The organism is Gottfriedia acidiceleris, assembly GCF_036421055.1.
Classification (GTDB): Bacteria; Bacillota; Bacilli; order Bacillales; family Bacillaceae_G; genus Gottfriedia; species Gottfriedia acidiceleris_C.
Genome location: NZ_JAZGQS010000014.1, coordinates 38,850 through 64,430, shown reverse-complemented (window position 1 = coordinate 64,430; position 25,581 = coordinate 38,850). Strand labels below are relative to the sequence as shown.

The following is a 25,581-nucleotide window of genomic DNA, read 5'->3' as shown; positions in this document are numbered from 1 at the left end:
TCTATTTTCCGTACCAATCCATAGAAAAAAGCCATAGACTAATGAACTCATCCATGGCTTAAATAATGATTTAAATAGAAGTGTGTAATCACACGATTATTTTATCAATTGAAGTCGTAGGAAAGAGTACGTTTTCGTTTTATTTGAGTTGTTAAAAATGGACAGACCTATCCCGTTAACAGCTAAAAACGCAAATTTTGCACGACAATAATATAAAAATTCTATCATTTGTGCGCAAACCATTTGAAAACGTAACATCTTTTCTACACCTCCTTTTCGAACTTAAATTTATTTAAATTATAAAATATTTTAACTTTTAGCACAATACCTATTCTATTTGGCTATACTTAAAACTGTGAGTTATTATTCGCAAATCATACAAAAATATTCTAAGAAAGAGGAGAAAAAAATGAAAAGAATTTTACCACATATTTACGTTGAAAACTGTAAAGAAGCACTTGAATACTACAAACAAATTTTTGGTGGAGAAATTAAAAACACACAAACCGGCGATGGCATGGAAATGTTTAAAGGGCATGAAGGAAAATACATACACGCAGAATTACACATAAATGAAAACTGTGTAATTTATTTTGCAGATGCTTTTAGACCATTAATAAAAGGCGACAATGTTTGGACAACCCTAGACATGAGTTCTGAGGATGAAATTAATTCAATTTATGAAAAGTTATCAAAAGATGGAGAAATTCATATGGAGCTTCAAGACACATTTTGGAACGCTAGATTTGCTGTTGTAAAAGATAAAAATGGATTTACTTGGGAGTTAAATTATTCTAAGCAAGTGTAACTGGAAAATAAAAGCGAAGAACTATATTCTTCGCTTTTTTCTATCCTATTACAACTGAGTTAAGATTATCGGTTCGCCTTTTGTTACAACAATTGTATGTTCACATTGTGCAACTAAACTCTTATCTGGCGTCACAAATGTCCAGCCATCTCCTGACTCGATAATATGGTCTGCATTTGCAGAGATAAATGGCTCTACTGCTAATACAAGGCCGTCTTTCAATAAGGCTTTATCCATTGGATCGAAATAACTTAAAATATGTTGTGGGCTTTCGTGAAGGCTTTTTCCAATTCCGTGGCCTGTTAAATTTTCAATTACATTTAAACCATTTTTCATTGCTTCATTATATACTGCTCTTCCAATTTGGTTTTGCTTTGAACCTGCTTTTGTTTTTTTCATTGCAGCCCAAAATGCATCTTCTGCAACTTTACAAAGCTTCTCTTTTAGTAAGTCACCTTTCCCAACTACAAAAGAGATTCCAGTGTCTGCATAATATCCATCTAATGCTGCTGATACATCGACATTAACTAAATCACCATCTTGAAGTACTCTGTCTCCTGGTATTCCATGAGCTACTTCTTCATTAACACTAATACATGTTGTACCAGGGAAATCATACTCTTTTTGTGGGGCTGAAGTTGCACCATGCTCCTCTAAAACTTGTCTACCGATTTCATCTAATTCTTTTGTTGTCATTCCAACGACAGCTCTTGCCTTCATTTCTTCTCTCGCTAACGCTACGATACGGCCGATCTTTCGTAAAGCTTCTAATTCTTGTTCATTATTGATAATCATTTTACTGCTCCTGATTCTTTTAATAATTTGACTTTCTTATATTATGCCATAATATTACTATGTTATAGTCTTTTAAGCACTTATACAAGACAAAAAAGGCACGATTAATAATAGGGGTTTAGGGGACGAGATCGATTTTTATTAAAATACTTTTATTTATTTCATCAAAATCAAAAGTAGAAAATTACAAAAAATGTCGAAAAGTAATCGTTATAATTTTTGTTTAATGTGTTCTATAATCAATAAATAGGGTATTGGAAATAAGTGGTTATTTTTTACTCTACACTAACATATGACAGCCTATAGATGAGAATAAACAAAAAAGTTATAGCAAGTATGTACTTTTAACTACTTCTACCAAAAAATAATGGTTCCAAAGCAACCAAACTAAAATAAGTACGAATGAACAGAATAGGAAAAAAGGGGTGATTCAAGTGAAAAAGGATAACGAACCAGTAAAAGAACAAGAAGTTTTAATAGAAAGAAAGTCGTTTAACGATGTGACCGATTATTTTAATACTATTGAAGGGAACGCAGCAAATCCTTCGAATGCTAAGTTGGATCGTTTACCAAAACCTATTCGATACATTGGTTATTTTATGATTTTCTTCCTTGCACTTGCTATTTTGATAGTAGCCATAACGAATATCATGGATTGAGGAAGGATGAACTGTCATTTAGTCGTCTTCAAATTATATTTCGCAACCTGTCATATCCAAAAGTGTTGTTGCAGTTTCTTTCGCTCTTTCTAACGTACTCGATCAGATTACTTCTGGAGCAAATTCATTTATACCCTTTCAACCATTTTGTTAACTTGTTTAATTCCTAAATCAGTTAAAGAAAAATCTGCACTACCTTCATGTACAGCTAATAGATCTGCATCAGATTGCCCATGACGAATTAATACTATTTCTTAACATCCTACTCTTTTTAAAAACCATTATAAAATGAATAAAAATAAAATTAAAAAAGCGTTCTTTTTTATAAAAAAACGCTTCTTGTTTAAAATTATATAAAAGTCTGTACAATCTTACCTTTTCCACCATTTACATCTACTTCTGCAAATGCCCCATTAATTAAAGTAATTTGAGGCGGTACATGCCCACAATCGATATCGTAAATTATTGGTAAAGCTAATTCTTTATTTAACTCATTATAGACATCTTCTATTGTATAGTTATCAACAGTTTGATTTGCCGCACTACGGCCAAATAATATCCCAGCGCAATTTTCAAACCATCCTGCAAGTTTCATTTGCACTAGGGATCTTCTTAAATCTGTTGTATTCAATTCACAGTTCTCGAAATACCAAATGATTGGTTCCCCTTCAATGTATTTTTTTCTAAATGAACGTACATCTCCATAAGGAGTTCCGACAAGATGCCTAATCACATCTATACATCCACCTAACAATCTTCCTTTAATTTTCTCATCTTTATTCGATATCGTTTTCCACTTTGTTTTTTCGGACAAATGAAATACATATGGTGTTGGATCTTCATGCTGCCATTTTGCTTGGAATAAGTCGGATGAAGTTTGAGTAATGGAGTTACCAGATTTAGTTGCTAACACCTTCTGCCACATCGCTGTTGTGTCATCAGAATATTCTCCTCTTAAATCGATTAAATTCGTTCCGTGTGCAGTAGCAATCCCTGTTGTTAACGTAACTGCTAATAAAATGATACTCGTATCAGAATATCCTAAAATCCATTTTTCTTTGTAACTTTCAAATGCCAATTGGTCAAGTATTTCGATTGCAAGCTCTCCACCCCATGGCGGAAAGATTAAATCTATTTTCTCATCATTCATCATTACATTTAATTCATTTGCACGTTTGTTAGCATTCGCTGATTTTGCCTTGTCCTGCGTCCAAACAACCTCTCCACACTCTACTTTATATCCTTCTCTTTCCATGCGGTTAATGGACTGCTTCATCATTTCGTGAAATTGCTCTTTTAAGCCTGATGATGGTGCAGTCACTCCTATCGTTGCTCCACTTTTTAAAACTGGATACTTAATCATCTTATCACCCATTTTCTTTTAATTGATTCTAATAGAAATAAGATTGAACATACAACAATAATTTCTAAATCACATACCATTTTTCATATTACTTTCATAAAACTTGTTTACATTATATTTAAATCCAGTAAGGAGGATTATGAAATGGGATCAATTGAACAAAAGCAAACAAATAAGACAACAAGTGCACCAATACAAAATATATTAAAAAAAGTTCCAGAGGTAACAATCTTTTTCTGGCTTACTAAATTGGTAACGACTGGTATGGGCGAAGTTTTTTCCGATTATATTGTAAAAACTTTAACACCGGTAATAGGTGTTGCAGTAGCTTTGATCGTCTTAATTCTGTCTTTAATCTTACAATTTAAAGTCCGTAAATATGTACCTAGTATTTATTGGTTAGTTGTTGTAATGATTAGTGTTTTTGGAACAGTAGCCGCAGACGTGGTACACGTTGGTCTTGGAGTTCCATACGTAATATCGACGGTGTTTTTTGCAGTTTCGTTGGCAATTATTTTTATGATTTGGTATAAGATGGAGAAAACTCTTTCTATCCATAGTATATACACACGAAGCCGTGAGATATTATATTGGTCGGTCGTTATGGGAACTTTCGCTTTAGGAACTGCTGCTGGTGACATGACTGCCTCAACAATGCATTTAGGTTATTTTACATCTGGTTTACTGTTCGCTGCTTTATTAGCAATACCCGTTATTGGTAGAAAATTCTTTAAGTTAAATGAAATTTTCTCATTCTGGTTTGCTTATATTATGACTAGACCTGTTGGAGCGTCGTTTTCTGATTGGAGTTCTGTATCTCAAAAACACGGTGGACTCGGATTCGGTGGTGGGCCAGTAAGTCTAGTATTATCGATTATCATTATTATCCTAGTTGGATATCTTTCTTTTTCAAAGAAGGATGTACAAAATGAGGTTGATGTTGCCCAATCTACAATCGCATAGTAACTAACAAAGAAAAGAGCTGATGTTGAAATACTTGTCATCAGCTCTTTTCTTTTATCTATTATTAAACAAGATTGTGTATCGCAATTAACACCAATATAATTCCACTAATAATGGAACTAAATTGTCCAAGTGACCATCCACCAATTTTCACATTCGCGACTTTTTTTCCTAAAAGTACGCCTAACCAAATGGCTAAAAAACTAAAAATACTGGCTGCTATCGATATTGCAAATGGTGAAAGTCCAATTAACCCAACACCTAAACCATTCGTAAGTGCATTCATTGAAACTGCAGTCCCGAGTATGATTGCTTCAAAACTACTTATGTCTCCTGAATGGTCAACATCGGCTTTCTCTGGTGAACTTAAATAATTTGTAACAATATTAGCAACTGATTCGTCCTCATTATTTATTCTAATCTGTTTATCTTTTCTTGGAAAAGTAAGTAGTACAATTCTAAGTCCAATTACTAATAAAAAAAATGCACCGATTACATTGGACAGTGTTCCTGGGAACACTTTTGAAATATAATGGCCTGAAACAATACCTGCTTCACTAAAAATAAACGCTATGATTGAAATGATTAAATTCGCTAATAAACCAACCTTTATACCCCGAATCCCATAAGTTATTCCTACTCCAAAATTATCAATACTAGATGAAAAGGCAAGAAATAAAACAGTAATCCAAATTGAATAATGCATAGTTTATGCTCCTTACTTCATCCTTTTTTGCGACAAAAGTTTTTTGCCTAGCTTTTTATAACCTATGAAGAATTTATGATTATTCAACTTGTTCAAAGTTTAAATTTTTATTAATAAAAAGATTATGAGAGTATAGACTTTTTAATAAACCCATAAAAATGATTTGACACAAAAAGAGGTAAATGAGCTTTTACTCATTTACCTCTTTTTTTCTATATACTGATTTAGATGTTAATATACTTAATTCATATAATAGTATTAATGGAATTGAGACAGAAATATGCGAAATAAAATCTGGTGGTGAAATACAACACGCTACGATTACTAAGATAAAATATGCATATTTTCTCACTTTCTGTAAATAACTTGGCTTCACAATGCCGATTTTTGTTAAGAACATAATCACGACTGGCATATCAAAAAATGCAGCAAATGGAACGACTAGATTAAAAAGAAAAGAGAAATACTTATCAACAGTATAGTTTTGTTCAAGCATACCTTGTCCCATTATCGTTAGGAATCTAAGAATATTAGGAAAAACAAAATAATAGCCAATAACTAATCCAAAAACAAACAGAAAAAATAACGCGGGTATATAAAATCCTATCCCTTTTTGTTCAGAAGGGTGTAAACCCGGTTTAACAAATAACCAAGTTTGCCAAGTTGCAACCGGTATCGTAAAAACGGCCGCAAAAACGGCAGATATCGAAAAATATACCCATAAAATATCCCCGGGACTTAGCACGGCTAGTTTATATGTTAAATCCTTTGTTAAGAATTTATAAATTGGTTCTACATAAACGAGCCCAATTATAAATAGAACTATAAAAGTAACTGCTGTTATGATAATTCTTTTACGTAGTTCCTCAAGATGATCGACTACTTCCATTTCTTTATTCATATGAATTCTCCACTTTGTCATTTACTAGAACAATTGTATTAAATACTTTTTTTATCCCACTATGATTATTTCAAACAAATACAATTAGTTCAAATTAAAAATTCTTAATAAAAAACATGATATAAAAATAGCTGAACTAATGACAGTAAATTGATTTTCAAGTATAAGTAAGCTAGAATAATTAACTAACCAAAAATCACTAATAAAAAAATAAGTGTAATGTATTTATTTTCACTTATTTTTTTATTAGTGATATTAAACGAAAATCAAAAGTTATTTATCCTTACCTAATGGAACGACTAGTGGTGTATTGGCAATTGGATCATCTATTATTATGCATTTTAAACCGAAGACTTCTTCGACTAGTTTTGCAGTGATAATCTCCCGAGGTTCTCCTTGTGCAATCACCTGGCCGTCCTTCATAGCAATAATATTATCTGCATATCTTGCAGCATGATTCAAATCATGTAAAACAGCAACTAATGTATTCCCTTGTTGATTTAGGTCTTTAAATAACTCTAACAACTCAATTTGATGTGCAATATCAAGGTAAGTCGTTGGCTCATCAAGAAGGAGCATAGGTGTTTGTTGAGCAAGTACCATTGCTACCCAAACTCTTTGTCTTTGTCCACCGGACAGCTCGTCTACGTATCGATGTGACAAATCGCTCGTATTCGTAAGCTCCATCGCAGACATTACTGCTGCTTCATCTTCATCAGTCCATTGTCTTATAAGACTCTGATATGGATATCGTCCATGTGCAATTAAATTAGCTACCGTTATTCCGTCTGGAGCCGTTGAAGATTGAGGTAATAGACCTAGTTTACGAGCTACTTCCTTTGACTTATAAGATGTAATAGCTTTTCCATCTAGTAAAATTTGCCCTTCAGATGGCTTTAACAAATTTGAAAGTGTTCGAAGTAAGGTTGATTTCCCACATCCATTTGGACCAACAATTACTGTAAACGATCCATCTGGAATTTGTACTGAAAGGTTTCTGGATATTACCCGATTATCGTATTTGATTGTAATGTTTTCTGTCCAAAGCCTAGACTCTGTTTTTATGGTCTTTTTGCTTTGAATTTCCGCCGCTGTTAACTTCATAATTCATTTTCAACTTCTTTCAATCAGAATATCGTAATACTTGAAACCCCTTCTCGAGAAAGGTTCTACTATGCCTTGTACATTTTTATTTCGTTTAAGCTGCTGATCGTGCTTGACGAAATAATAGCCACACTAAGTATATTCCTCCTAATGATAAAGTTACTACACCTACTGGAAAGATTGTTCCTGGAATTACTCTTTGCGCTAGAACATCCGCTCCAAGTAAAAGAAACGCTCCCATCATCACTGTTGGTAAAATACTTTCCTCTGATTTAGTGATACGTTTAGCGATTTGCGGTGCAACAAGCGCCACAAAACTAACTGGCCCAATAACCGCTGTTGGAGCAGCAGTCAATGCAACTGCAATAAGAATCAGTAATAGTTGGGATCGTTCAATACGAACACCATGAGTTTTCGCAGCATCCATACCGAACTCCATTTCACGCAATGGTCTGTTCATAATCCCAGCACAAATAATGAGAATAATGACAGCAATTGCTGGAGTAACTACTTGTTTCCAATCAATCCCATTTAATGATCCAACTCCCCAAGTTGCAGCAGTTAACGCAACCTCTGCATCACTTTTAATAAGGAGCATCGAATTAATACTTCCTAAGATGGCCGAAACCGCTATTCCGACGATAATTAGGCGAAAGTTCTGCATTCCTTTTCGAAAAGCAAGCAAATAGATTAGAAGAGCTGTTGTGAATCCACCAATCAAGGCTCCACCAGCTACACTAATGTTAGAAGACGACTTAGAGACAAGAAGCACAATAAGTGCTCCAGTATAGGAGCCTGATGTAAAACCAATGATATCAGGAGACCCTAATGGATTCCGAGTGATTGATTGAAAAATCATGCCACTTATTGCTAAACCTGCTCCAAAAACCATCGCAGCCACCACTCGTGGTAACCGCCATTCGACCACAACAGTTCTCATCATCCCTGTCGCTTGGCCAATTAAAGCAGAAAAAACTTCGTGAACACTCAATTTCAGTGTGCCTACCATTAATGCAAACATTGCAATTGCAATCGTGGCTATAAGAAGGATTGCCGTAACAATCATGCTCCTCACATCAATTCGCGCCTTTACAGGCCATTTCAATTGTAGATAGTGCCTACCATAATTAATGGGGCGCATAATATTCACTCCTTCTTACATTCAAACCTTTGCCACAAATCATTTCCATTTTATAATCCACTCGCTTTACGTCTACGAACTAGAATTAATAGAATCGATGCACCAACTAGTCCCGTGATGATACCTACTGGAACTTCTGAAGGTAACAATACAACCCTACCAATAATATCTGAAAGGATGAGTATGATAGGTGCTGCTACTATTGAGTATAGAAAAATCCAGAATTGGTCTGGACCGACGAACCATCGTACACAATGTGGCACCATTAAACCTATAAAACCAATTGGTCCAGCTATCGCAGTAGCACCACCAGCTAATAGTGTAATTGCAATCAAACCTATTGCACGAGTCATACCAACATTTACTCCTAAAGAAGATGCACGATCATCTCCAAAAGCAATCGCGTTTAATGCAGGAGTAATAACAAAAGCTAATAATGCTCCAACGATTAAAATGGGCAGAACAAGCCATAGGTCATCAAGACTTCTCCTAGCTAATGTCCCTACACTCCAGTTCAACATTCGTGCAAATGCCTTACTATTAATTAATGTCAATGAGGTAGTAATCCCACTCAAAGTGGCACCAAGTGCTACCCCAGCAAGAGTAATTTGAACAGGTGTGGGAGCTTTTTTACCAGCTCCTCCACTTATAACATACACAGCTATTGTCGCAATTAATGCACCGGCAAGTGCAAACCACATATAAGCAGACATCGATGTAACAGAAAATACACCCACTCCGATCGCAACTGCGAAGGCAGCCCCAGCATTTACGCCAAGAATACCAGGGTCTGCTAGTGGATTTCTAGTCAGTACCTGGATTAATGCTCCAGCTAGTCCAAATGCAGGACCAACAATTAAAGCAATAAGTGTTCGTGGTATCCTAGTATGATGAATGATTGTGTGATCATAGCTATTGTTTGGTGAAAACAAAGCATCCCATACTATTCCAAAAGGTATGGACTTAGCACCGATCATTAAACTTAAAAACACTACGGCTACCAAAAGTAAAAGTGCTACGATGAAGCCCAAAAATCGTTGCAACCTCATTGAAGTAATTGTCTTTTTATTTTCCCCAACTACTTGAGTCGTTTTGTTTTTTGGTTGCTTCATCGCTGTCACTGTATTACTCCCCGCCTTCTAATGCTTTTTTAAATTGTTGTGGTAAATTATCGATTGCCCATAATAATGCTGGAACCGTTCCTGTTGAGAATGCGTTTGATGAATTTGTATCAAGAATAATTGATCTTCCATCAGCTACAGAAGGAATCTTCTGATAAAGTTTATTATTTGTAATCTCTTTAGGATCAACAAAAATAGGTAAAACAATCGTAAGATCAGCATTTAAAAGGTCTAACTTTTCGTCAGCAACTTTAATAAAGAAATTTCCTTTAGCTAATTTTTCAATCTCTTCCTTGTTTTTGAATCCAAGTCGCGTTACAAAATCAACACGAGAATCGCCTTTTACGTATGCACCAAAACCTGAAGAATCGTAAGCACCAACTGCAACCGTTTTACCTGCAAATTCAGGATTTGCCTTAGCCGCTTTATCAAATGCCACATCTACATCCTTAAGTAGTTCTTCGCCTTTATCTACTTTACCAAGGGCTTGTGCAATCATTCGCACCTGGTCTGTAGTAGTCGTTAAATAATTATCTCCACCCTTAGGAACCCCAACCGTTGGAGCGATCTCTGAAAGGCGTTTGTATCGTTCTTCATCACCCGAAGATTTTACATCAAGAATTAAATCTGGTTTAAGAGAAGCAATTTTCTCATAATCAAGTTCCATTGTACCAAGAATAGTTGGTGACTTTTTATATGCACCTTTTAACCAAGGTCCTACACCGTCACCACCAAAAGCAAGCCAATCACTTGCACCAATCGGTTCAACTCCAAGACTTAGTGCTGTCTCTGCATCTCCCCAACCTAATGCAACAACACGTTTTGGATGCCCTTTAATCTCCACTTTGCCAAATTTAGTCTCAACTGTGACAGCAGATTCATTTGAAGACTTTTTACCAGACTTTTTACTTGAATCTGATGAACAGCCAACTAGACCAATCAATAAAAATAAAGACATGACAATCCCAAGAAATTTAGGCATTCTAAATTTGTTAATCATTTCGTTCTCTCCTTAATTAACATTGAAGTTGATAATCATTTTCAATTATTAATTATACTAAAGCAACATTTAATGTCAATAAATTTCCACCATTGTTACAGAACTTTCAGAATTATTCATTTACCAACTTTAACCATCTCATTGAGTACCACTAACAACGCTATGTACTTTAGCATTAACTTTTCATTCCATTTCATTATATTATAATAACATTTTTTAAAGTAAAAGAATGAAACTTTGCTAAAGTGCTTCCCTATTATCTATAGAAGAAACAATATTTAATTTACGTAAATAGTTAAGAGCTGTTCTATAAAAACGAATAAAAACAAAAGTCAGTAGCTTATGGCCACTGACTTTAAAAAACGAATAAATAAGCCCTTAATAACATTACTTTCCTTGTTTAAGTTTAATGAAGTTTTCCTGCAGCTGCTCTAAACGCAACTTACCTTGTTCGCGTTGAATTTTATTTTCTTCTTCAATCGCTTTCGTTTCTTCCATACCTTTCATAATGATATTCCAAGTTTCTTCCATCGTCTCGATCTTAATGCTAGGAGATCCTGATAATCTAGCAATATCCACACTTTGCTGTGAAATTGTATTAGCATTACGTAATAATAATTCGTTAGTTCTCTTATCTAATTCATTCATTGATTGGGCTACTAAATTTTGTCTCTTAGCTGCTATTGCATTAATTAATGCAGTTTTAAAAATTGGAATTGTAGTTAAAAATGCTGAGTTAATTTTACCGATCAGTTTCGTATTTCCACGCTGTAATAAACGAATTTGCGGAGCTGATTGATACGCAACTTGTTTTGCCATTTCTAAATCGTAAGTACGTTGTTCAAGTAACTCAATCGCGTTTTTTAAAGAATCTAACTCCATCATAGCTAGTTGATTACCTGATCCAGCTCTTTCAGTTAAAGCAGGAAGCTGTGTTTTTAACTCTTCTACTTTCATTTCTGCAGCCACAATATATTTTTCTAAATCCATATAATATGCTACGTTTTGCTCGTAAAGCTGTTCTAATGTATTTGTCGATGTTTTCATTTCGTGTTCATACTTTGTAATTTCTACATAGACTTTATCAATTTCAGTTCCCATTGATTGATATTTATCAAATAATTTATCAATTAACTTTTGACCACGATTAAAAATTTTTGAAAGAAACCCTTTTTCTTCTGCAAAATCTTTCGCATCAAAGCGATCCATAATTTTCCCTAATTGTTTTAATAGGACGCTAGACTCTTCCATACTTGAAGCCTTAATTGTATTTAATATTTTACCTGAGAAGGTTGAAATTTCAGTTGCTGGTTCTTTCCCATACTCCAATAAAGCGATTTGATTTTTATGATCTATTGAACTTGCTAAACGGTGTACTTCAGGTTCATTTCTTAATTGCAATTTCATATCATTTGCATTCGCTTGTAAAATTTCATCTTGCTTTTCTATACTAGTAAGTGTATTTATAGACATTTTAAGTTCCCCTTTTATTTAACTATTTTTCTAAATAGATTTTTAATTAGTGACTGTCCTGATGCTCGCAACACTTGAAATTCAGTATCAAAAGTAACTTCATCTAGCCAATGGGAATCGAATAATTTGTCGTCTACGAATAATTCGATATCATTCTGACCCGTCGGATTAAGTAAAACTAGATCCACTCCAAATTCATTTAATAATAGCAGTAGTGCTGCGTCGTTTCTATTAAGTTCACCATCTCTTTCTGTATTATAAATAATTAATTTTGGAACTTGTTGTGTATAATCAAACTGTTGTAGTAATCTTAATATTTCATTTGGTATATTCATAGATTGTCTAAATAAAAATAGTTGTGTCTGAGCCTTTGTTTCATTTGGTAATGATTTAATATTTGCTCGGTCAACATATCTAGATATAGCAGAAGCTAGACCAAACTGTAGTCCGCTTGGAAGTTCTTTATATCTCCACCAATTACTAGCCACCATTTTATCGGGGTCAAGTAGCCCATCACGCCCTAAAGCATTTTGATAATGATATTGTTGGTTTCCTTTAACTAATTGGGTAAATGGAAATTTATCTATTTTTAGTGTTAAATTGCTTTCAGTTAGTTGGCCAATCTTTTCCCAATATTCACGGTGGTTTTTCGTCACACCTAAAATCTTCATAAAGAACACCGGTATTTCAACATTATTGTCTTTTACTTGGAAATTAGGACGTAACATTGCTCTTTCTTTATGTAAAATGAATAGTTCATCAAAGGTTGTTTTCAACGTAATTGATCTTGGAGCATAATTTCTAAATTGCCATGGTTTAAATAATAATGAATCCTCAGTATGCAATAATTTCTCAATTTCCTTTGTTGCTCTATGGGCAACTGTACTTTTCCTAACTGGCTTTTCGAGTGGAAAAGGTACTAAAGATGTCGTTGAAGGTAATATTTTAATTCCGTCGCTCTTGCTGCCTAATAAATGAGATAATAAGTCTTTTCCTTCAGGGTGAAATATCGCAACATCAAAACCTAAAAGGATTAGTAAGTAAAGGAAATAACATTCACTTAATGTTGTGTCACCATACCATAAGATAAGTGGAGAACTAGTAGGAAAACTCTCAATCCATTTATCTACATGGTTATGTAACCATTTCACGAGATCAACTATGATCCTTCTAAAATTACTATCAAGGAATCCATTTTTATGTAAATCTTTAAAGCTAGATAATGCAGATTTAAGTTGCTCTCGAATATGTCTATGTATGTTCTGATTTTCATGCTTTGGAATTAATCGCTCACCTTCAAGGAATGCAATTAGTCTGTTCACTGACAATCCATTTTCAGCAGTGTTTATTGTTACTATTCTTTGAACTGCTTGTAACATATCATTCGAAATTGTCTTGTTTAATTCTTCGCTTAATAGAATGACATTTAAAGACTCGTCGTGGACTAGTTCATATAAGTTTTCAAAATACTCATCTTCATCAATGTTTGTTCCTAAAATCCGCCATGCAATTTGATTAAACTGTATGGTTTCTCCTTCTACTTGATAAGATTGTCTTAACTTAGAAGGTTGTTTCAAGATACTCAACCACTCATGTTGATTAATATCCATTGCTTTTGGGTTGATCGCAGACATATAGATACTCCTTTCCGATGTCATTATTTCATTTTAGGTTGTCCGAAAACTGCTAACATCCCTTCACGAGTTACTACCCAAGAGGAACCAAATTTACGAATCGTACCGTCTGGAAAATCATTTATTCGTTTCCGTAATGTTGAGTCATTGATTCCCCATTCTTGACACGCTTGACGTGAACTAAGTAAACTTGGATCATTTAAATTTATTGTATTACTTTGTTTATTCAAAATCCCACCCCGAACTTTCAAATAATGCAACATTACATTAGGAAACAGTTTAATCTTAATTACAATCTAGGACATCTTTAGAAACTTGTTCTTCCTTATCATATTGGCGCAGCATTTTCTAAAGATGTACTAAACGATAATAAAAGGGGAAATAACTTTCCCCTTTTGACTATCAACATACTTTTTTTGCTCGGTATACTTAAGCGTCTAAACCATAATCTCTAACTAGTGAAATTAAACCACCTTGGTAGCCGCTACCAATCGCATTGAATTTCCATTCGCCGTTATGACGATATAATTCACCAACTACTACTGAAGTTTCAATTGAGAAATCTTCACCTAGATCATAACGAATTAATTCTTCACCATTTGTTTCATTTAAAATACGAACATAAGAGTTGCTGACTTGTCCAAAATTTTGGTTACGTGCATCAGCTTCATGAATTGTAATAGCAAAAGCGATTCTTTCTACTGAAGCAGGAACGTTTGTTAGATTAACTGTAACTTGCTCATCGTCACCATCACCAGCGCCAGTTCTGTTATCGCCGTGGTGTTCAACTGATCCATTTCCACCTACTGTATTGTTGTAAAATACGAAATCTTTTTCAGAAGCACATTTACTAGCTCCATTTAATAAAAATACTGATGAGTCTAAGTCAAAGTCATTGCCGCCACTGTATTTATTAGTGTCCCAACCTAATCCAACAACAATGTTCGTTAAACCAGGATTTGTTTTCGTTAAATCTACCTTTTGTCCTTTTAATAAATTTACAGTCATTTTAAATGCACTCCTTTTCCATCATGTTAATTATTTATTGAAAACGTTGAACAATTTTATCTAATGCTATATCTTTTGTTCCCTCTCCAACTGCAGAGAACTTCCACTCCCCATTATGGCGATAAATCTCACCAGGGAATAACGCAGTTAATCCTGAATAATTATCAGTGATATTGTAATTTACTAACTCAGCGTTTGCAGACTTGTCTACTACACGAATAAATGCGTTTTTAATCATACCGAAATCTTGCTTACGTTGTACACAAGCATAGATATTTACAACAAATACAAGTTTATGTACATAAGATGGAACCTTATTTAAATTAACAAATACTTGCTCATCGTCACCGTTGCCATCACCTGTTAGATTATCTCCAGAATGTATTACGCTTCCACATAAGCTTTTTTTGTTTCCAAAATAGATTACATCACTTGCACTTCTTAACTTGTCATTTTCATCTAACATTAAAACAGAAGCGTCACAGTCAATATTTTCTTGTTTACCAAATCCGAAGAAACCACCACTTTTTTTCACCGGATCCCAACCTAAACCTACAATTAAAGAGGAAAGTCCCGCTCTTCCTTTTGTAAGGTCGACTTTTTGACCTTTTTGTAAAGAAATTGCCATATGCTATTAACACTCCTTATCATGTATTAATCACGTTTGCGTGATTTATAGTTTCATATTATCATATAAAATTTGGAAATACTATCAACAACTTGGTGATTTGTGGAATATGTTACAAATTCTTGTCATAACGGAACTTGCCTTGAGTAGCCTGGTAGATCGTCTATTTAACTTAATGGAATGCAAGATCAAATGAGGATATCTCAAAAGCGTTCTTATATATTGAATATCAGTTACTTTTGCAATTAAAAGGGGGCCGCCCTATGTCAGTTAACCCGACTTATGAGACAGCCCCAATTTATTTCAGTACATTTTACCTTTATCTTTTTAACTAATAAATTTAACTTTTCCTATTAAAAGCGTAAATATAATATAAATTACTCTATTAAACTTTATTGAATTTGACAACAGTTATAGTAGTCGTAGGACTCACATTTCCACTCTTATCCGTGGATGTTATTGTTAAGATTGTTCCAGCCTTTAAGTGAGAATTAATTGTAATAGTAAATTTACCATTACTACTAGCAGTTACTTCCCCTAATTTAGTAGAACCACTCTTAAAAACTACCTCGCATCCTGGTTCAGCTATTCCTGTAATAACATCTGTTTTATTCGTTACCGTATTAACTGTTGGTGCTGTTGGAGGTGTTTTGTCAAGGACTGTTACTCCAACTGTTGCACTACTATTTCCTGCTGAATCAGTAGAAACAATTTTTAATACTGTTCCAGCTAATTGTTTTGCAATGACTACGTCAAAACTTCCATTATTATTTGTCTTTGCTGAACCAATAGTTTTATCTCCAACAAAAACGAAAATTGTCGATCCTTCTTCGGCCGTCCCAGTCACATGTGTATCAGAATCACCTACTACATTAACAACTGGTTTCATAGGAGCTGTTTTATCTACTACAATTACTTCAGTTATTGAACTATGATTACCTGCGTTGTCTGTTGAAACAACTGATAATTTTGTTCCAGCAATTTGTTTTGAAGATAATAAAACAGTGAAGTCACCATCTTGATTTGTTACCGCTTGACCTAAAATGACAATCCCTCTAGAAACTGTGATTGTTGATCCGGGCTCTGCTTTTCCTGTTACATAAATACTATTATCTTGTACTTCATTTACGACAGGGGCAATCGGTGTAGTTTTATCTACTACAATTACCTCAGTCATTGAACTATTATTACCTGCATTGTCTGTTGAAACAACTGATAATATTGTACCTGCACTTTGCTTTGAATCTATTAAAACAATGAAGTTTCCATCTTGATTTGTTACTGCTTGGCCTAAAATTACGATGCCCTTTGAAACTGTGATTGTTGATCCGGGCTCTGCTTTTCCTGTTACATAAGTACTATTATCCTGTACTTCATTTACAACAGGCGCGCTTGGCGCAGTTTTATCACTTACAATTACTTCTACTCCGTCACTTTCATTATTTGCTGAGTCAAGTGCCGTTATTACAATTTTCGTACCAGCTACTTGTTTTGTAATCTTCATTTCAAAGTTTCCAGTATTATCTGCTATTGCATTAGCAATTTCATTACCATTTACTTTTGCAATTACTTTTGCTCCCACTTCAGATGTACCAGTAATTTTCTCATCTTGATCTGAAATAGCATTCACTACTGGAGCTTTTGGAGCAGCAGTATGAGTTCCAACTAATTCTTTCGTATCCCTTACTCGTATACGATTTCCTTCTGAGAATTTACCTGCTAGACCTGTTGCTTCTAACGTATCCCCAATATTCAGGTCTGGTACAGGTCCGCTTTGATTCACAACATAACCATCTGTAAATACTAATGTTGGTCCTGAACCATCATTAATCACATAGGAATTATCGTCATACTTAGAAACAACTTTACCAGTTACTTTAATTAATTGGCCTTGATTCTCTTCATTATTTGAATCCTTTGTACTAACAACCTTTGCTTCGATTGGCGTTCCTTTACCTAGTTTTACAACACTCTCTGTAAAACTACCAAACTCTAATTCGAAGTTATTTTCAAATATTTTTATATGACCATATATACGCACCTTATCGCCAACTTGTAAACTTCCTGCTGGCACATCATTAAAGGCCATAATTCCACCAGTATCATCTTGAATGTAAGCAGCGTCAAAGAATGAAGTTGCTGTAACAGTTCCTTCAACAACTGCGTTCGTTCCTTCTGTAAGCTTACGAGCATCACCAATTGACTTTACTTCGGTATCAAGATGAGCTAACCAGTTTACAACATTTACTGCAAACGGGTCATTTCCTTTTGGATTATATGTTTGATCCATTTGTTTATCATTAAAGATATTCATACCTGAAACGAATACTCTACCATTACCAACTTGTTCAGAAGCAATAATCGGAATACTAGAGCCACCAGTAACTTGATCTAATGCAGGACCATTTTTCCCATTAGATGTCTGAACATTATATTTCACAGTATCTGATTTGATAGTAGATGTATCTTGGAATGTAGACTCATTCCCTTGAACTAGAACTCTAACAGTATCACTGTCAGTTAATGGCACTTTATTGCCCGAACCATCATTTTTAGCCAGACTTGATCCACTATAATACTCAATCGTTGGAACAAAATCTGTTAATGTTGTTTTTTTATTTGGTGTTGGGTGTAATCTAACTGCATAATTAGCAGTCAGTGGTGTTCCCCAGAAGTTACCGTCATGTGTTTCATCAAAAACCCCATCATTGTTCACTAAAATACTTGATCCTACACCAGATAAAATGCTATTTATGTTTTGATTTGTAGCACCAAAGTTACTCTTTTCTGTCGTTAATAAAGAACCGCCATTTTTCACGAAATTATTAATATCAGAAATTTCACTAGCAGAATATGCTGTAGCTGGATGTGTAATTACTAATACACTAACATTCTTTAATACTTGCTCTGTAAGCGTAGAAGAATTTTCTGCTACAGTATAGCCTTGTTGCTTCATTAACGTTGTAAATAATTTAAAGTTATCTTTATATGTGCCAGTGTCTTGTTTCGAGTTCTCATTATTGTGAGAGCCATCAATCATTACAACTTTGTTTAATGGAGCTTTAATTGTAAATGCTTGCTCGTATTTGTTATTACCGAGATCATGTCCATCAGCTGCCGATAAAACAACAATAACCTTATGTGTACCCGGAACTGGATCCGTCCATGTAACACTAGCACTTGCTGATGAATTTGATGGAAGCGAATCGATTGAAGCATCCGCAATAAAATGATTTGCATCAATGCTATCATAATAGAAATGAGCAGTGATTTGTTTAACATCTAAAGATCCTTGGTTACTTATTCCCGCGGTTAAATTAGCTGAAAGTCCACCAATAATCGCGCCATCTTTTGTCGTAACATCACTTACTTTTACTGCTAAGTCTTTTTGTTGTGACCAAATTGGTGAAGAGTAAATTTGGTCGCCATCTTTTTGTGTAACTTTAACAACGAACCATTGTTGTCCACCAACTACAGTAAAGCTTGGTTTCCAATTAAATGAAGTTGAATCGTTTGTCGGAACATATTTATCTACTACAGTTCCATGATTTGTAATTAATTCTACTTTTACAATTGCATCGTTAGAAGCAGTTTTAATATAGCTATAATCAGGATCACTAGCCTGTTCTAAAACTGGGTCTTTACCTGAAATATTAAAATCTAACGTATCAGTATCCACTGTTGATCCCATATAAAAGCCACTTGCAGATACATCTAACGAAAAGTTTGGATCCTCTGACATATAAACACGTCTGTTTTTCATTGCATCAAGTAGAGCATCTTGACTTAAATCTTTTGCTACGATTACAGTACGTTTTTTGGTTTGACCCCATGTTGCATCATGGTTATCTTCACCATAAGTTGGTGCAACATGCCAGCCGATATCAAGCGCACCATAGTAGCTATCTTCTGCGTTCGCATAAGAGTATTTTCCTGATCCATTCCCTACTTCAAGCATTGTAAATAGCTTGTCTAAATTTTTGTTATAAGGGATGAAGTTATCAAATGCATTTGCAGACATTTTTGGATGGTTAAATTGAGCAACGATATTGTCATATGTTAATACCCATCCATAATACTTTTGTAAATTTTGATAAGCACCACCATCTACAACGCGATCAATGAAATTTTCAGTTCCGAATACATTTGAGTGACCCCATGTTGTTGATGTCATTTCAAACGCAGGGAAAACTACGAATTGACCATCTTTCGTATATTGTTTTGCTAAATCCTTTGTTAACTGCCAATTTGCACCACCAGTTCTCTCTTTAAAACCTTTATGATCGACAGTGTCTTTATTAACAAGGTCTGAATCAATATCGTGAGAGTGGTCTGAGAATGCAAAGAAATCATAATGATACTTTTCAGCAGCTTTTAATGCTTCTTCAGGAGTACCTGCTGCATCATGTGAAATATTCGTATGGTTATGTGTCGTTCCACGGTAATGATTTCCACCAGTAAATCTTTCTGTAACTGTGAATTTCCATGTAAAAGTAGAAGGATTATTTAATTTATCCTTTGCAGACACTGTTATTGTATGCTCACCTTCAGTTAATTCATTAGCAGTTGTAAGATTTAATTTAATTTCTGTATCAGTAATTGTTGCATTTGAAGTTTTATCTTGACCATCGATTGAAATAGTTGCTGACGAAAGATTGATTCCACTTGGATCATCCATTTTTACAACGATTTCAGGATGTCTTGAATCAGTTTTATCACCATTTGCAGGTAACTCATTAAAAAACTTAGGACCATCTTGATCATCTACTACATTCACTTCTAATGGTTTTGAAGAACTACCTACAGCTTGTTTGCCTTCTGCATTTTCCGCTTCAATATAATAGTAGAATTTTCCTTTTGGAACATCTGCTTCTAAAATTTTCCCATTGTAATTAATATGGTCTGCAGTGTCCATGATTACTGAATGATAAGAAGTCTCGTTTTCTCCTTTATAATAAAGCGTAACTGAATCTGCGTTCTTTGCAACGGCACTAAAAGCAGCATCCATTCCCGTATAAGCTTTTGTAATAGGAGTATGATTCAAAACTAATTGACCTTTTACATCACTTGCATTTCTTGGTAAAAGTAGATATCCACTCGTAAAAGGTGCGGCTTTCTTATATTGGTTGACAATACCTGTAAAGGTATAAGTCTGACCTTGTTCAATAGTACCTAAAGTTCCTCGAATACGGACGATTGCTAATTTTTCACCAGATTCGTCACTTACTGTAATATCATAGTTCGGACCTTCTGTAGGAACATTTGTTACTTTTCCTGTAAATGAAACAAGTTTACCTTCAGTTGCCTCATTTAGATCACCGATCGTAATATTAGTAGTTGCCGGTAAGTGATCGTTTCCAACAAAGCGAATCGCCGTTGGAACAAACTGAGTCATTCCCGCTGTAAATACTACTCGTCCATCAATGCTATATTTATTACCTGCTTGAATCGTAGTAGCAGGATTCATATGATTAATAACATTGATTGCACCTGATTGATCTTGAATAAAGAAATTTGTACCTATATCGCCATTAGGCTGATTATCTGTAGTTGCTACTCCTTCAATTGTAGTTGAGTAACCATTGTTGATTGGAAATCCTATTTCATCATTTTTTCTTAATTCGTTAATTGAAGTAACTGATTTATCTTTACCAGCAACATCTACTCTCGTATAGTAACTTTCCTTTGAGGTTGGTTGCGTAGAATCAGTTTCTGTTAAGTAGATAGATGTCTGATCACTAGGATCTGTAAAGCTTAATGTAAAAGAACCATCAGCTTCTGCAGTTATTTGTTGCCCATTAGTTAATTTACCTTCACTCTCAAAATAGGCTTTCACAGTAGATGAAGCAGGTACTGATCCAGCTTGCCCTGTAACGGTAGATGTACCATTAGATTTTATAAGAGTAATTTTAGATCCATCTGGAGAAAGCATAAATTTTGAGTTGTGTACGACCATTTCATCAGCATAGTTCGCACTTGATGGTTTATTTAGGACGAAATCTTTTGAAGGATCTTTTGTAAACCAGCCATTTCCAAGTCCATATGCTGAACGTGGGTCTGTGCCGATATTTGTTTTACGTTGAATTGTACCCCCACCAATTGTAGAGTCTGAAATTGGACTTCCCCAATATAAAGGGTTTTTATAAACTGCTGTACCATTTGTATACGCAAGTAAGTCAATTGCGTCTGGGTCATCTACTCCTGTAACAGCTGTCGTTTTCTTTGCAAGTACTAATGCCCCACCAGTTGATCCACTTGGGTTTAAAGTAGTCGTACTGTCTGGAATCACAGGAAGTGCTTGTCCTGTCGCACCTGTACTACCTGCTACTAAGAAGTAACTATGCGCTTTAATAATGCCTGATAAAGCTTGTCCTGCCCCAAAATTCATTGTTGATGCTGAAGTATAAGCAATAGACCAGCCTGTTAAATTTATATCTTTATCTGTATTATTGTAAAGTTCAAAAAACTTTGTTTTATAGAATGCTCCCCCATTACCACCATTTACATAGATTTGGCTAAATACTACGTCACCTGGTGAAATGCCTTTTGGGTTTTCAGTTGGACCCGTATAGTTTACGGCAGTTCGATCACTAGGATTCTTTTCTGCTTCTTGAGCAACTAGATTAACTACTGATTTCGACCCGGGATTTGCAAACGTTACGTTAAACGAACCATCTGCTGCAGCTGTTGTAGTTGCTACTATTGTGTTGTCATCGAAATATAGATTTACGATTGCATTACCAGCAACTGCTCCTGCAGTACCTGATACATTCGTATACGAATTAAAAGTAATTTTTGATGCGATTGGAGGGGCTGTTTTCTGAACGACAGAACCTGTGAAATTTACTGAAACTTTATCACTCTCAGCTTTTCCATTTTCTTGTGCAGTAACATATACAACCGATTGTGAATTGGTAACTGTAGCGGTAAAAGCACCATCCGCAGAAGCTATAGCCGTACCAACTAGTTTATTAATATCATTATAAACCTTTACATTGGAATTACTTGCGACTGCTCCAGCATTTCCAGTTACAGTTGAATTAGTAGAATAATTGATTTTTGTTGTGTCTGGTGCAGTGGTTTTTTCTAAAGTTGGAGATCCACTTGCCTCACCATTAATAACAATATCAGCAATACGACTTGTACCTGTTGTAGTACTAAAATTAGTACCGTCATTTTTTGCAGCTAATGTTGAATTGACGATCCATCTTAAATAAACTAAGTTCTTATCGTTTACCTCACTTGGCAACGCTACATTATTTAGCTGTCCCCCACTTGCCCATGTAGCATTTCCAATTGAAACAGCACCATTAGTTACATCAGTCCATGTATTTTCATCCAAACTATATTGAAGTTTGAAATCTTTTGGCCCCGTTGAAGAACTATATTGTTTAGATGAAAGAGTTATATTTTCGTAGTTTTTTGTTGATAATGAAACTTCCCAATATGAATTATTATTAGACCACGTATTAGCGTTAATAACTGTATTTCCAGAAGGGCCGGCATTATAACCATAAACCTTAGAACCAGTTGTTGTTATATTTCGATTCATATTTTCAGGTATTCCAGCAGATGGTATGGTTACTTGTCCATTGCTAAAATCCCATTTCGCTAAAGTAGTTGTAGTGGCTGCTTTAGCCATTTGTGGACTAACTGTTGATAATAGCAATAGTATCGTTGCAAAAAGACCAAAATACCTTTTGTACTTATGCATTATTTTGTGCATGAAAATTTCCCCACTTTAATTTATTATTTCTAAATAACCAAAACCTTCTCTCAAAAAATTAGGACTATTTTACCTTTGGGAAATAATTACAGTTTTCTCTCCTCTCCCACCTTGAATTTGGTTAACGCCAGTTAACTATATAATGTATATCATAGAAAATTCTACAATACTAGTCTAAATTGACAAACTCTTTACAATTTAAATACAATTCTGTAACATCTAATTTGTACGATAACTATGTCATTCTTACTTTTATTTCCCGGAGGAAACAAATGAATAATAGTATTTTATACTTACAAAAAAAGAGATTCAGTCATGCTTTTCCCCTAGTTTTCTGCTTTCTCATTTTTTTTAGTACATCTTTTGGTACTGCAGAAGCTCATTCATTAAGTGCTAGTTACACTACACTAAATCTCTTAAAATCAAAAACAACAATGAACTTTGCATTAGATGAAGTTTCTGTCATGGAATTAACAGGCGGGGATGTTAATAAGAACGGAATGTTAGATCCAGATGAATTTGAAGCTATAAAGAAAAAAATTGAATCCATAATTCAGACTAATCTTATTCTGGAAATGAATGGAGAAAAACAAAATTGGACAAAGGTAAATAAATTGGAGCTTAACCGCAAAGGTGACGCTACTCAGCTCATCCTTGAGGTTGATTACCCTGCAATCCAACCTTCTCAGTCTATTAGTCTCGCTGATCATCTGTATGAAAAAGATACAAGTACAAGTACAACCTATGTTGATTTGTTGAAAGTGAAATACGGAAATGACAGTAGCACTGCCGCTCTTTCAGAACAAGGTCGTATGTGGTCTATGATTCTTAGTGATAGTGCATATGAGGGATTAAGCAATAATTTGAACACAATGCAATCTGCAAAACAACAACAACAGCCCGTAATAAAAAAAGAATCCCATTTGGACTCTACTACAAATACATCATCCAAAGGATGGGTAACGTTTTTAAAGCTTGGTATGAACCATATACTTACCGGGTATGATCACTTGCTTTTTCTACTTTCACTACTGATTGCAAGACAAAGCTTTAAGCAGTTTGCTAAAGTAATTACTGCCTTTACAGTCGCACATAGTTTGACTTTGACACTGACTGTTTTAGGAATTATTTCAATCCCTTCTTATCTAGTCGAACCTGCAATTGCAATTAGTATATGTTATGTAGCGATTGAAAATATCTTCCGTAAAAACATAGGTCATCGTTGGGTATTAACGTTTATTTTTGGATTAATTCATGGAATGGGTTTTGCTGACTTATTAACAGCAATGCATCTTTCAAAAAGTGAATTAGCAGCTGATTTAGTTAGCTTCAACCTTGGAATTGAAGTGGTGCAACTTTCGATCGTCCTTTTATTACTACCACTATTAACACAATTACATCGCTCGAGGTATTCGAGGAATGCAATTATTTCTACCTCTACAATTGCCTTTATATTAGGTGGAATTTGGTTATTTGAACGCATCATATCTTAAACAGAAAGAGTGAAACCTTTGCGAAGTATTGCTACCGAGAACAGATCGCCAGTCAATTCAAATCGACATTTTCTAATCATTATTTGCTTATTATTCGTTTTCCTTTTATATATTTCATCTACTACAGGACTAAGTTCAGTTTTTTCGATTACGAAACTACAAGTTTTTAAAATGATCTTTATTAGTATTATTATCGAAGCTTTGCCTTTTATCTTAATCGGTGTATTCGTTTCAGCGATTCTTCAGGTTTTCGTTACAGATCAAATGGTCAGACGGTTTATACCAAAAAATCCTTTATTAGGTATAATCGCAGCAAGTGTTTTAGGCATCATCTTTCCAATTTGTGAGTGTGGAATGGTACCAGCTATTCGTAAACTGATAAAAAAAGGAATGCCCTTGTATGTCGCTGTTACTTTTATATTAGTCGGACCGATTTTAAATCCTATTGTGTTTTTATCAACAATAACAGCTTTTCGTAATCAACCAACTGTTGCCTATTATCGGATGGGACTTGCTTTTGTAGTTGCACTAATCGTAGGTTTGATTGTTTTTCAATTTGTTAAGTCAAATCAATTACGAGAACAAGCCGTTCAAACCGATGAAGATTATCACGGTCATAATCACAATACTTCAACTCAAAATAAGTTCATTCAGATTGTAGGACATGCAGTAAATGAATTTTTTGATATGGGAAAATACTTAGTTTTCGGTTCGATCATTGTTGCTCTACTCCAAATTATCATTTCTCAAAGTAGCTTAATCGAATTAGGAAAAAGTGGTCCATCAGCAAACTTCCTTATGATGGGATTAGGGTTTATCTTATCTCTTTGTTCAACATCAGACGCCTTTGTCGCTCAATCACTTCAAACGATTTTTTCAAAAAGCTCTTTAATTGGATTTATGGTTTTCGGACCAATGATCAATATTAAAGGTATTTTAATGATGCTTGCTGTTTTCCGATCTCGATTTGTTTTATTACTTAGTACACTAGTTTTCATTTTTGTTTTCATTGGAACCCTTGTTTTACAGTCTATTAATTTATAAAGGCAGTGATCTAC

The 25,581-nt window shown here is 34.6% G+C and carries 21 protein-coding genes; 5 read left to right on the top strand and 16 right to left on the bottom strand.

The genetic code is table 11. The features are described from left to right. Positions 1-96: 96 nt before the first annotated feature. A complete protein-coding gene (locus tag RAH41_RS18660; protein WP_286143795.1) occupies positions 97-228 on the bottom strand; it encodes an RAxF-45 family protein in 132 nt (43 codons plus the stop codon). Positions 229-409: 181 nt separating this feature from the next. Here RAH41_RS18660 and RAH41_RS18655 point away from each other — a divergent pair, with 181 nt between their 5' ends. Further along, positions 410-808, top strand: a complete 399-nt coding sequence (locus tag RAH41_RS18655) for a VOC family protein (RefSeq protein WP_331224634.1) — start codon at positions 410-412, stop codon at positions 806-808. Positions 809-856: 48 nt separating this feature from the next. Here the strand turns inward: RAH41_RS18655 and map are convergent, their stop codons facing one another. Next, the gene (map, locus tag RAH41_RS18650) at positions 857-1,603 is read right to left on the bottom strand and encodes a type I methionyl aminopeptidase (RefSeq protein WP_025671231.1); all 747 of its coding nucleotides are present in this window, start codon (positions 1,601-1,603) and stop codon (positions 857-859) included. 434 nt (positions 1,604-2,037) lie between these two features. Here map and RAH41_RS18645 point away from each other — a divergent pair, with 434 nt between their 5' ends. Further along, positions 2,038-2,262, top strand: a complete 225-nt coding sequence (locus RAH41_RS18645; protein ID WP_331224632.1) for a hypothetical protein — start codon at positions 2,038-2,040, stop codon at positions 2,260-2,262. Positions 2,263-2,390: 128 nt separating this feature from the next. Here the strand turns inward: RAH41_RS18645 and RAH41_RS22690 are convergent, their stop codons facing one another. Then, positions 2,391-2,504, bottom strand: a complete 114-nt coding sequence (locus RAH41_RS22690; RefSeq protein WP_419471630.1) for a histidine phosphatase family protein — start codon at positions 2,502-2,504, stop codon at positions 2,391-2,393. A gap of 107 nt (positions 2,505-2,611) precedes the next feature. Continuing rightward, a complete protein-coding gene (locus tag RAH41_RS18640) occupies positions 2,612-3,625 on the bottom strand; it encodes a S66 peptidase family protein (protein WP_331224630.1) in 1,014 nt (337 codons plus the stop codon). Between the two features lie 144 nt (positions 3,626-3,769). Here RAH41_RS18640 and RAH41_RS18635 point away from each other — a divergent pair, with 144 nt between their 5' ends. Further along, a complete protein-coding gene (locus RAH41_RS18635) occupies positions 3,770-4,588 on the top strand; it encodes a hypothetical protein (protein WP_331224629.1) in 819 nt (272 codons plus the stop codon). A 64-nt stretch (positions 4,589-4,652) separates the two neighbouring features. On the opposite strand, the gene ytaF is transcribed toward RAH41_RS18635, so the two are convergent. The 12 genes from ytaF to RAH41_RS18575 all read right to left on the bottom strand — a co-directional run bounded on the left by ytaF (position 4,653) and on the right by RAH41_RS18575 (position 23,030). Beyond that, positions 4,653-5,294 carry a sporulation membrane protein YtaF gene (gene ytaF, locus RAH41_RS18630; protein ID WP_331224628.1) on the bottom strand — a complete coding sequence of 214 codons (642 nt, stop codon included), beginning with the start codon at positions 5,292-5,294 and terminating at the stop codon, positions 4,653-4,655. A gap of 190 nt (positions 5,295-5,484) precedes the next feature. Continuing rightward, positions 5,485-6,195 carry a twin-arginine translocase subunit TatC gene (gene tatC, locus RAH41_RS18625; protein WP_331224627.1) on the bottom strand — a complete coding sequence of 237 codons (711 nt, stop codon included), beginning with the start codon at positions 6,193-6,195 and terminating at the stop codon, positions 5,485-5,487. A 273-nt stretch (positions 6,196-6,468) separates the two neighbouring features. Next, positions 6,469-7,299, bottom strand: coding sequence for an ABC transporter ATP-binding protein (locus RAH41_RS18620; protein ID WP_331224625.1), 831 nt, complete (start codon positions 7,297-7,299; stop codon positions 6,469-6,471). 94 nt (positions 7,300-7,393) lie between these two features. Further along, the gene (locus tag RAH41_RS18615) at positions 7,394-8,440 is read right to left on the bottom strand and encodes a FecCD family ABC transporter permease (RefSeq protein WP_331224624.1); all 1,047 of its coding nucleotides are present in this window, start codon (positions 8,438-8,440) and stop codon (positions 7,394-7,396) included. Positions 8,441-8,490: 50 nt separating this feature from the next. After that, positions 8,491-9,552 (bottom strand): FecCD family ABC transporter permease, encoded by a 1,062-nt coding sequence (locus RAH41_RS18610; RefSeq protein WP_331224685.1) that lies wholly within the window; start codon positions 9,550-9,552, stop codon positions 8,491-8,493. Between the two features lie 13 nt (positions 9,553-9,565). Then, positions 9,566-10,561: an iron-siderophore ABC transporter substrate-binding protein gene (locus RAH41_RS18605; protein WP_331224623.1), complete on the bottom strand. Its 996-nt coding sequence runs from the start codon at positions 10,559-10,561 to the stop codon at positions 9,566-9,568. A gap of 387 nt (positions 10,562-10,948) precedes the next feature. Next, a complete protein-coding gene (locus RAH41_RS18600; RefSeq protein WP_419471629.1) occupies positions 10,949-11,968 on the bottom strand; it encodes a toxic anion resistance protein in 1,020 nt (339 codons plus the stop codon). Between the two features lie 80 nt (positions 11,969-12,048). After that, positions 12,049-13,668, bottom strand: a complete 1,620-nt coding sequence (locus RAH41_RS18595; protein ID WP_331224620.1) for a YceG family protein — start codon at positions 13,666-13,668, stop codon at positions 12,049-12,051. A gap of 23 nt (positions 13,669-13,691) precedes the next feature. Next, positions 13,692-13,898 (bottom strand): helix-turn-helix domain-containing protein, encoded by a 207-nt coding sequence (locus tag RAH41_RS18590; protein WP_025671239.1) that lies wholly within the window; start codon positions 13,896-13,898, stop codon positions 13,692-13,694. Between the two features lie 199 nt (positions 13,899-14,097). Continuing rightward, positions 14,098-14,676 (bottom strand): TerD family protein, encoded by a 579-nt coding sequence (locus tag RAH41_RS18585; protein WP_331224619.1) that lies wholly within the window; start codon positions 14,674-14,676, stop codon positions 14,098-14,100. 34 nt (positions 14,677-14,710) lie between these two features. Then, the gene (locus tag RAH41_RS18580) at positions 14,711-15,304 is read right to left on the bottom strand and encodes a TerD family protein (RefSeq protein ID WP_331224618.1); all 594 of its coding nucleotides are present in this window, start codon (positions 15,302-15,304) and stop codon (positions 14,711-14,713) included. Positions 15,305-15,689: 385 nt separating this feature from the next. Further along, on the bottom strand, positions 15,690-23,030 hold the full coding sequence (locus tag RAH41_RS18575) for an Ig-like domain-containing protein (RefSeq protein WP_331224617.1): 7,341 nt from the start codon (positions 23,028-23,030) through the stop codon (positions 15,690-15,692). Positions 23,031-23,302: 272 nt separating this feature from the next. Here RAH41_RS18575 and RAH41_RS18570 point away from each other — a divergent pair, with 272 nt between their 5' ends. Together RAH41_RS18570 and RAH41_RS18565 are read left to right on the top strand one after the other, a co-directional pair. Continuing rightward, positions 23,303-24,523, top strand: a complete 1,221-nt coding sequence (locus tag RAH41_RS18570) for a HupE/UreJ family protein (RefSeq protein ID WP_331224615.1) — start codon at positions 23,303-23,305, stop codon at positions 24,521-24,523. A gap of 18 nt (positions 24,524-24,541) precedes the next feature. Next, entirely contained in the window at positions 24,542-25,567 is a 1,026-nt protein-coding gene (locus RAH41_RS18565; protein WP_331224614.1) for a permease, read from the top strand. Positions 25,568-25,581 lie beyond the last annotated feature (14 nt).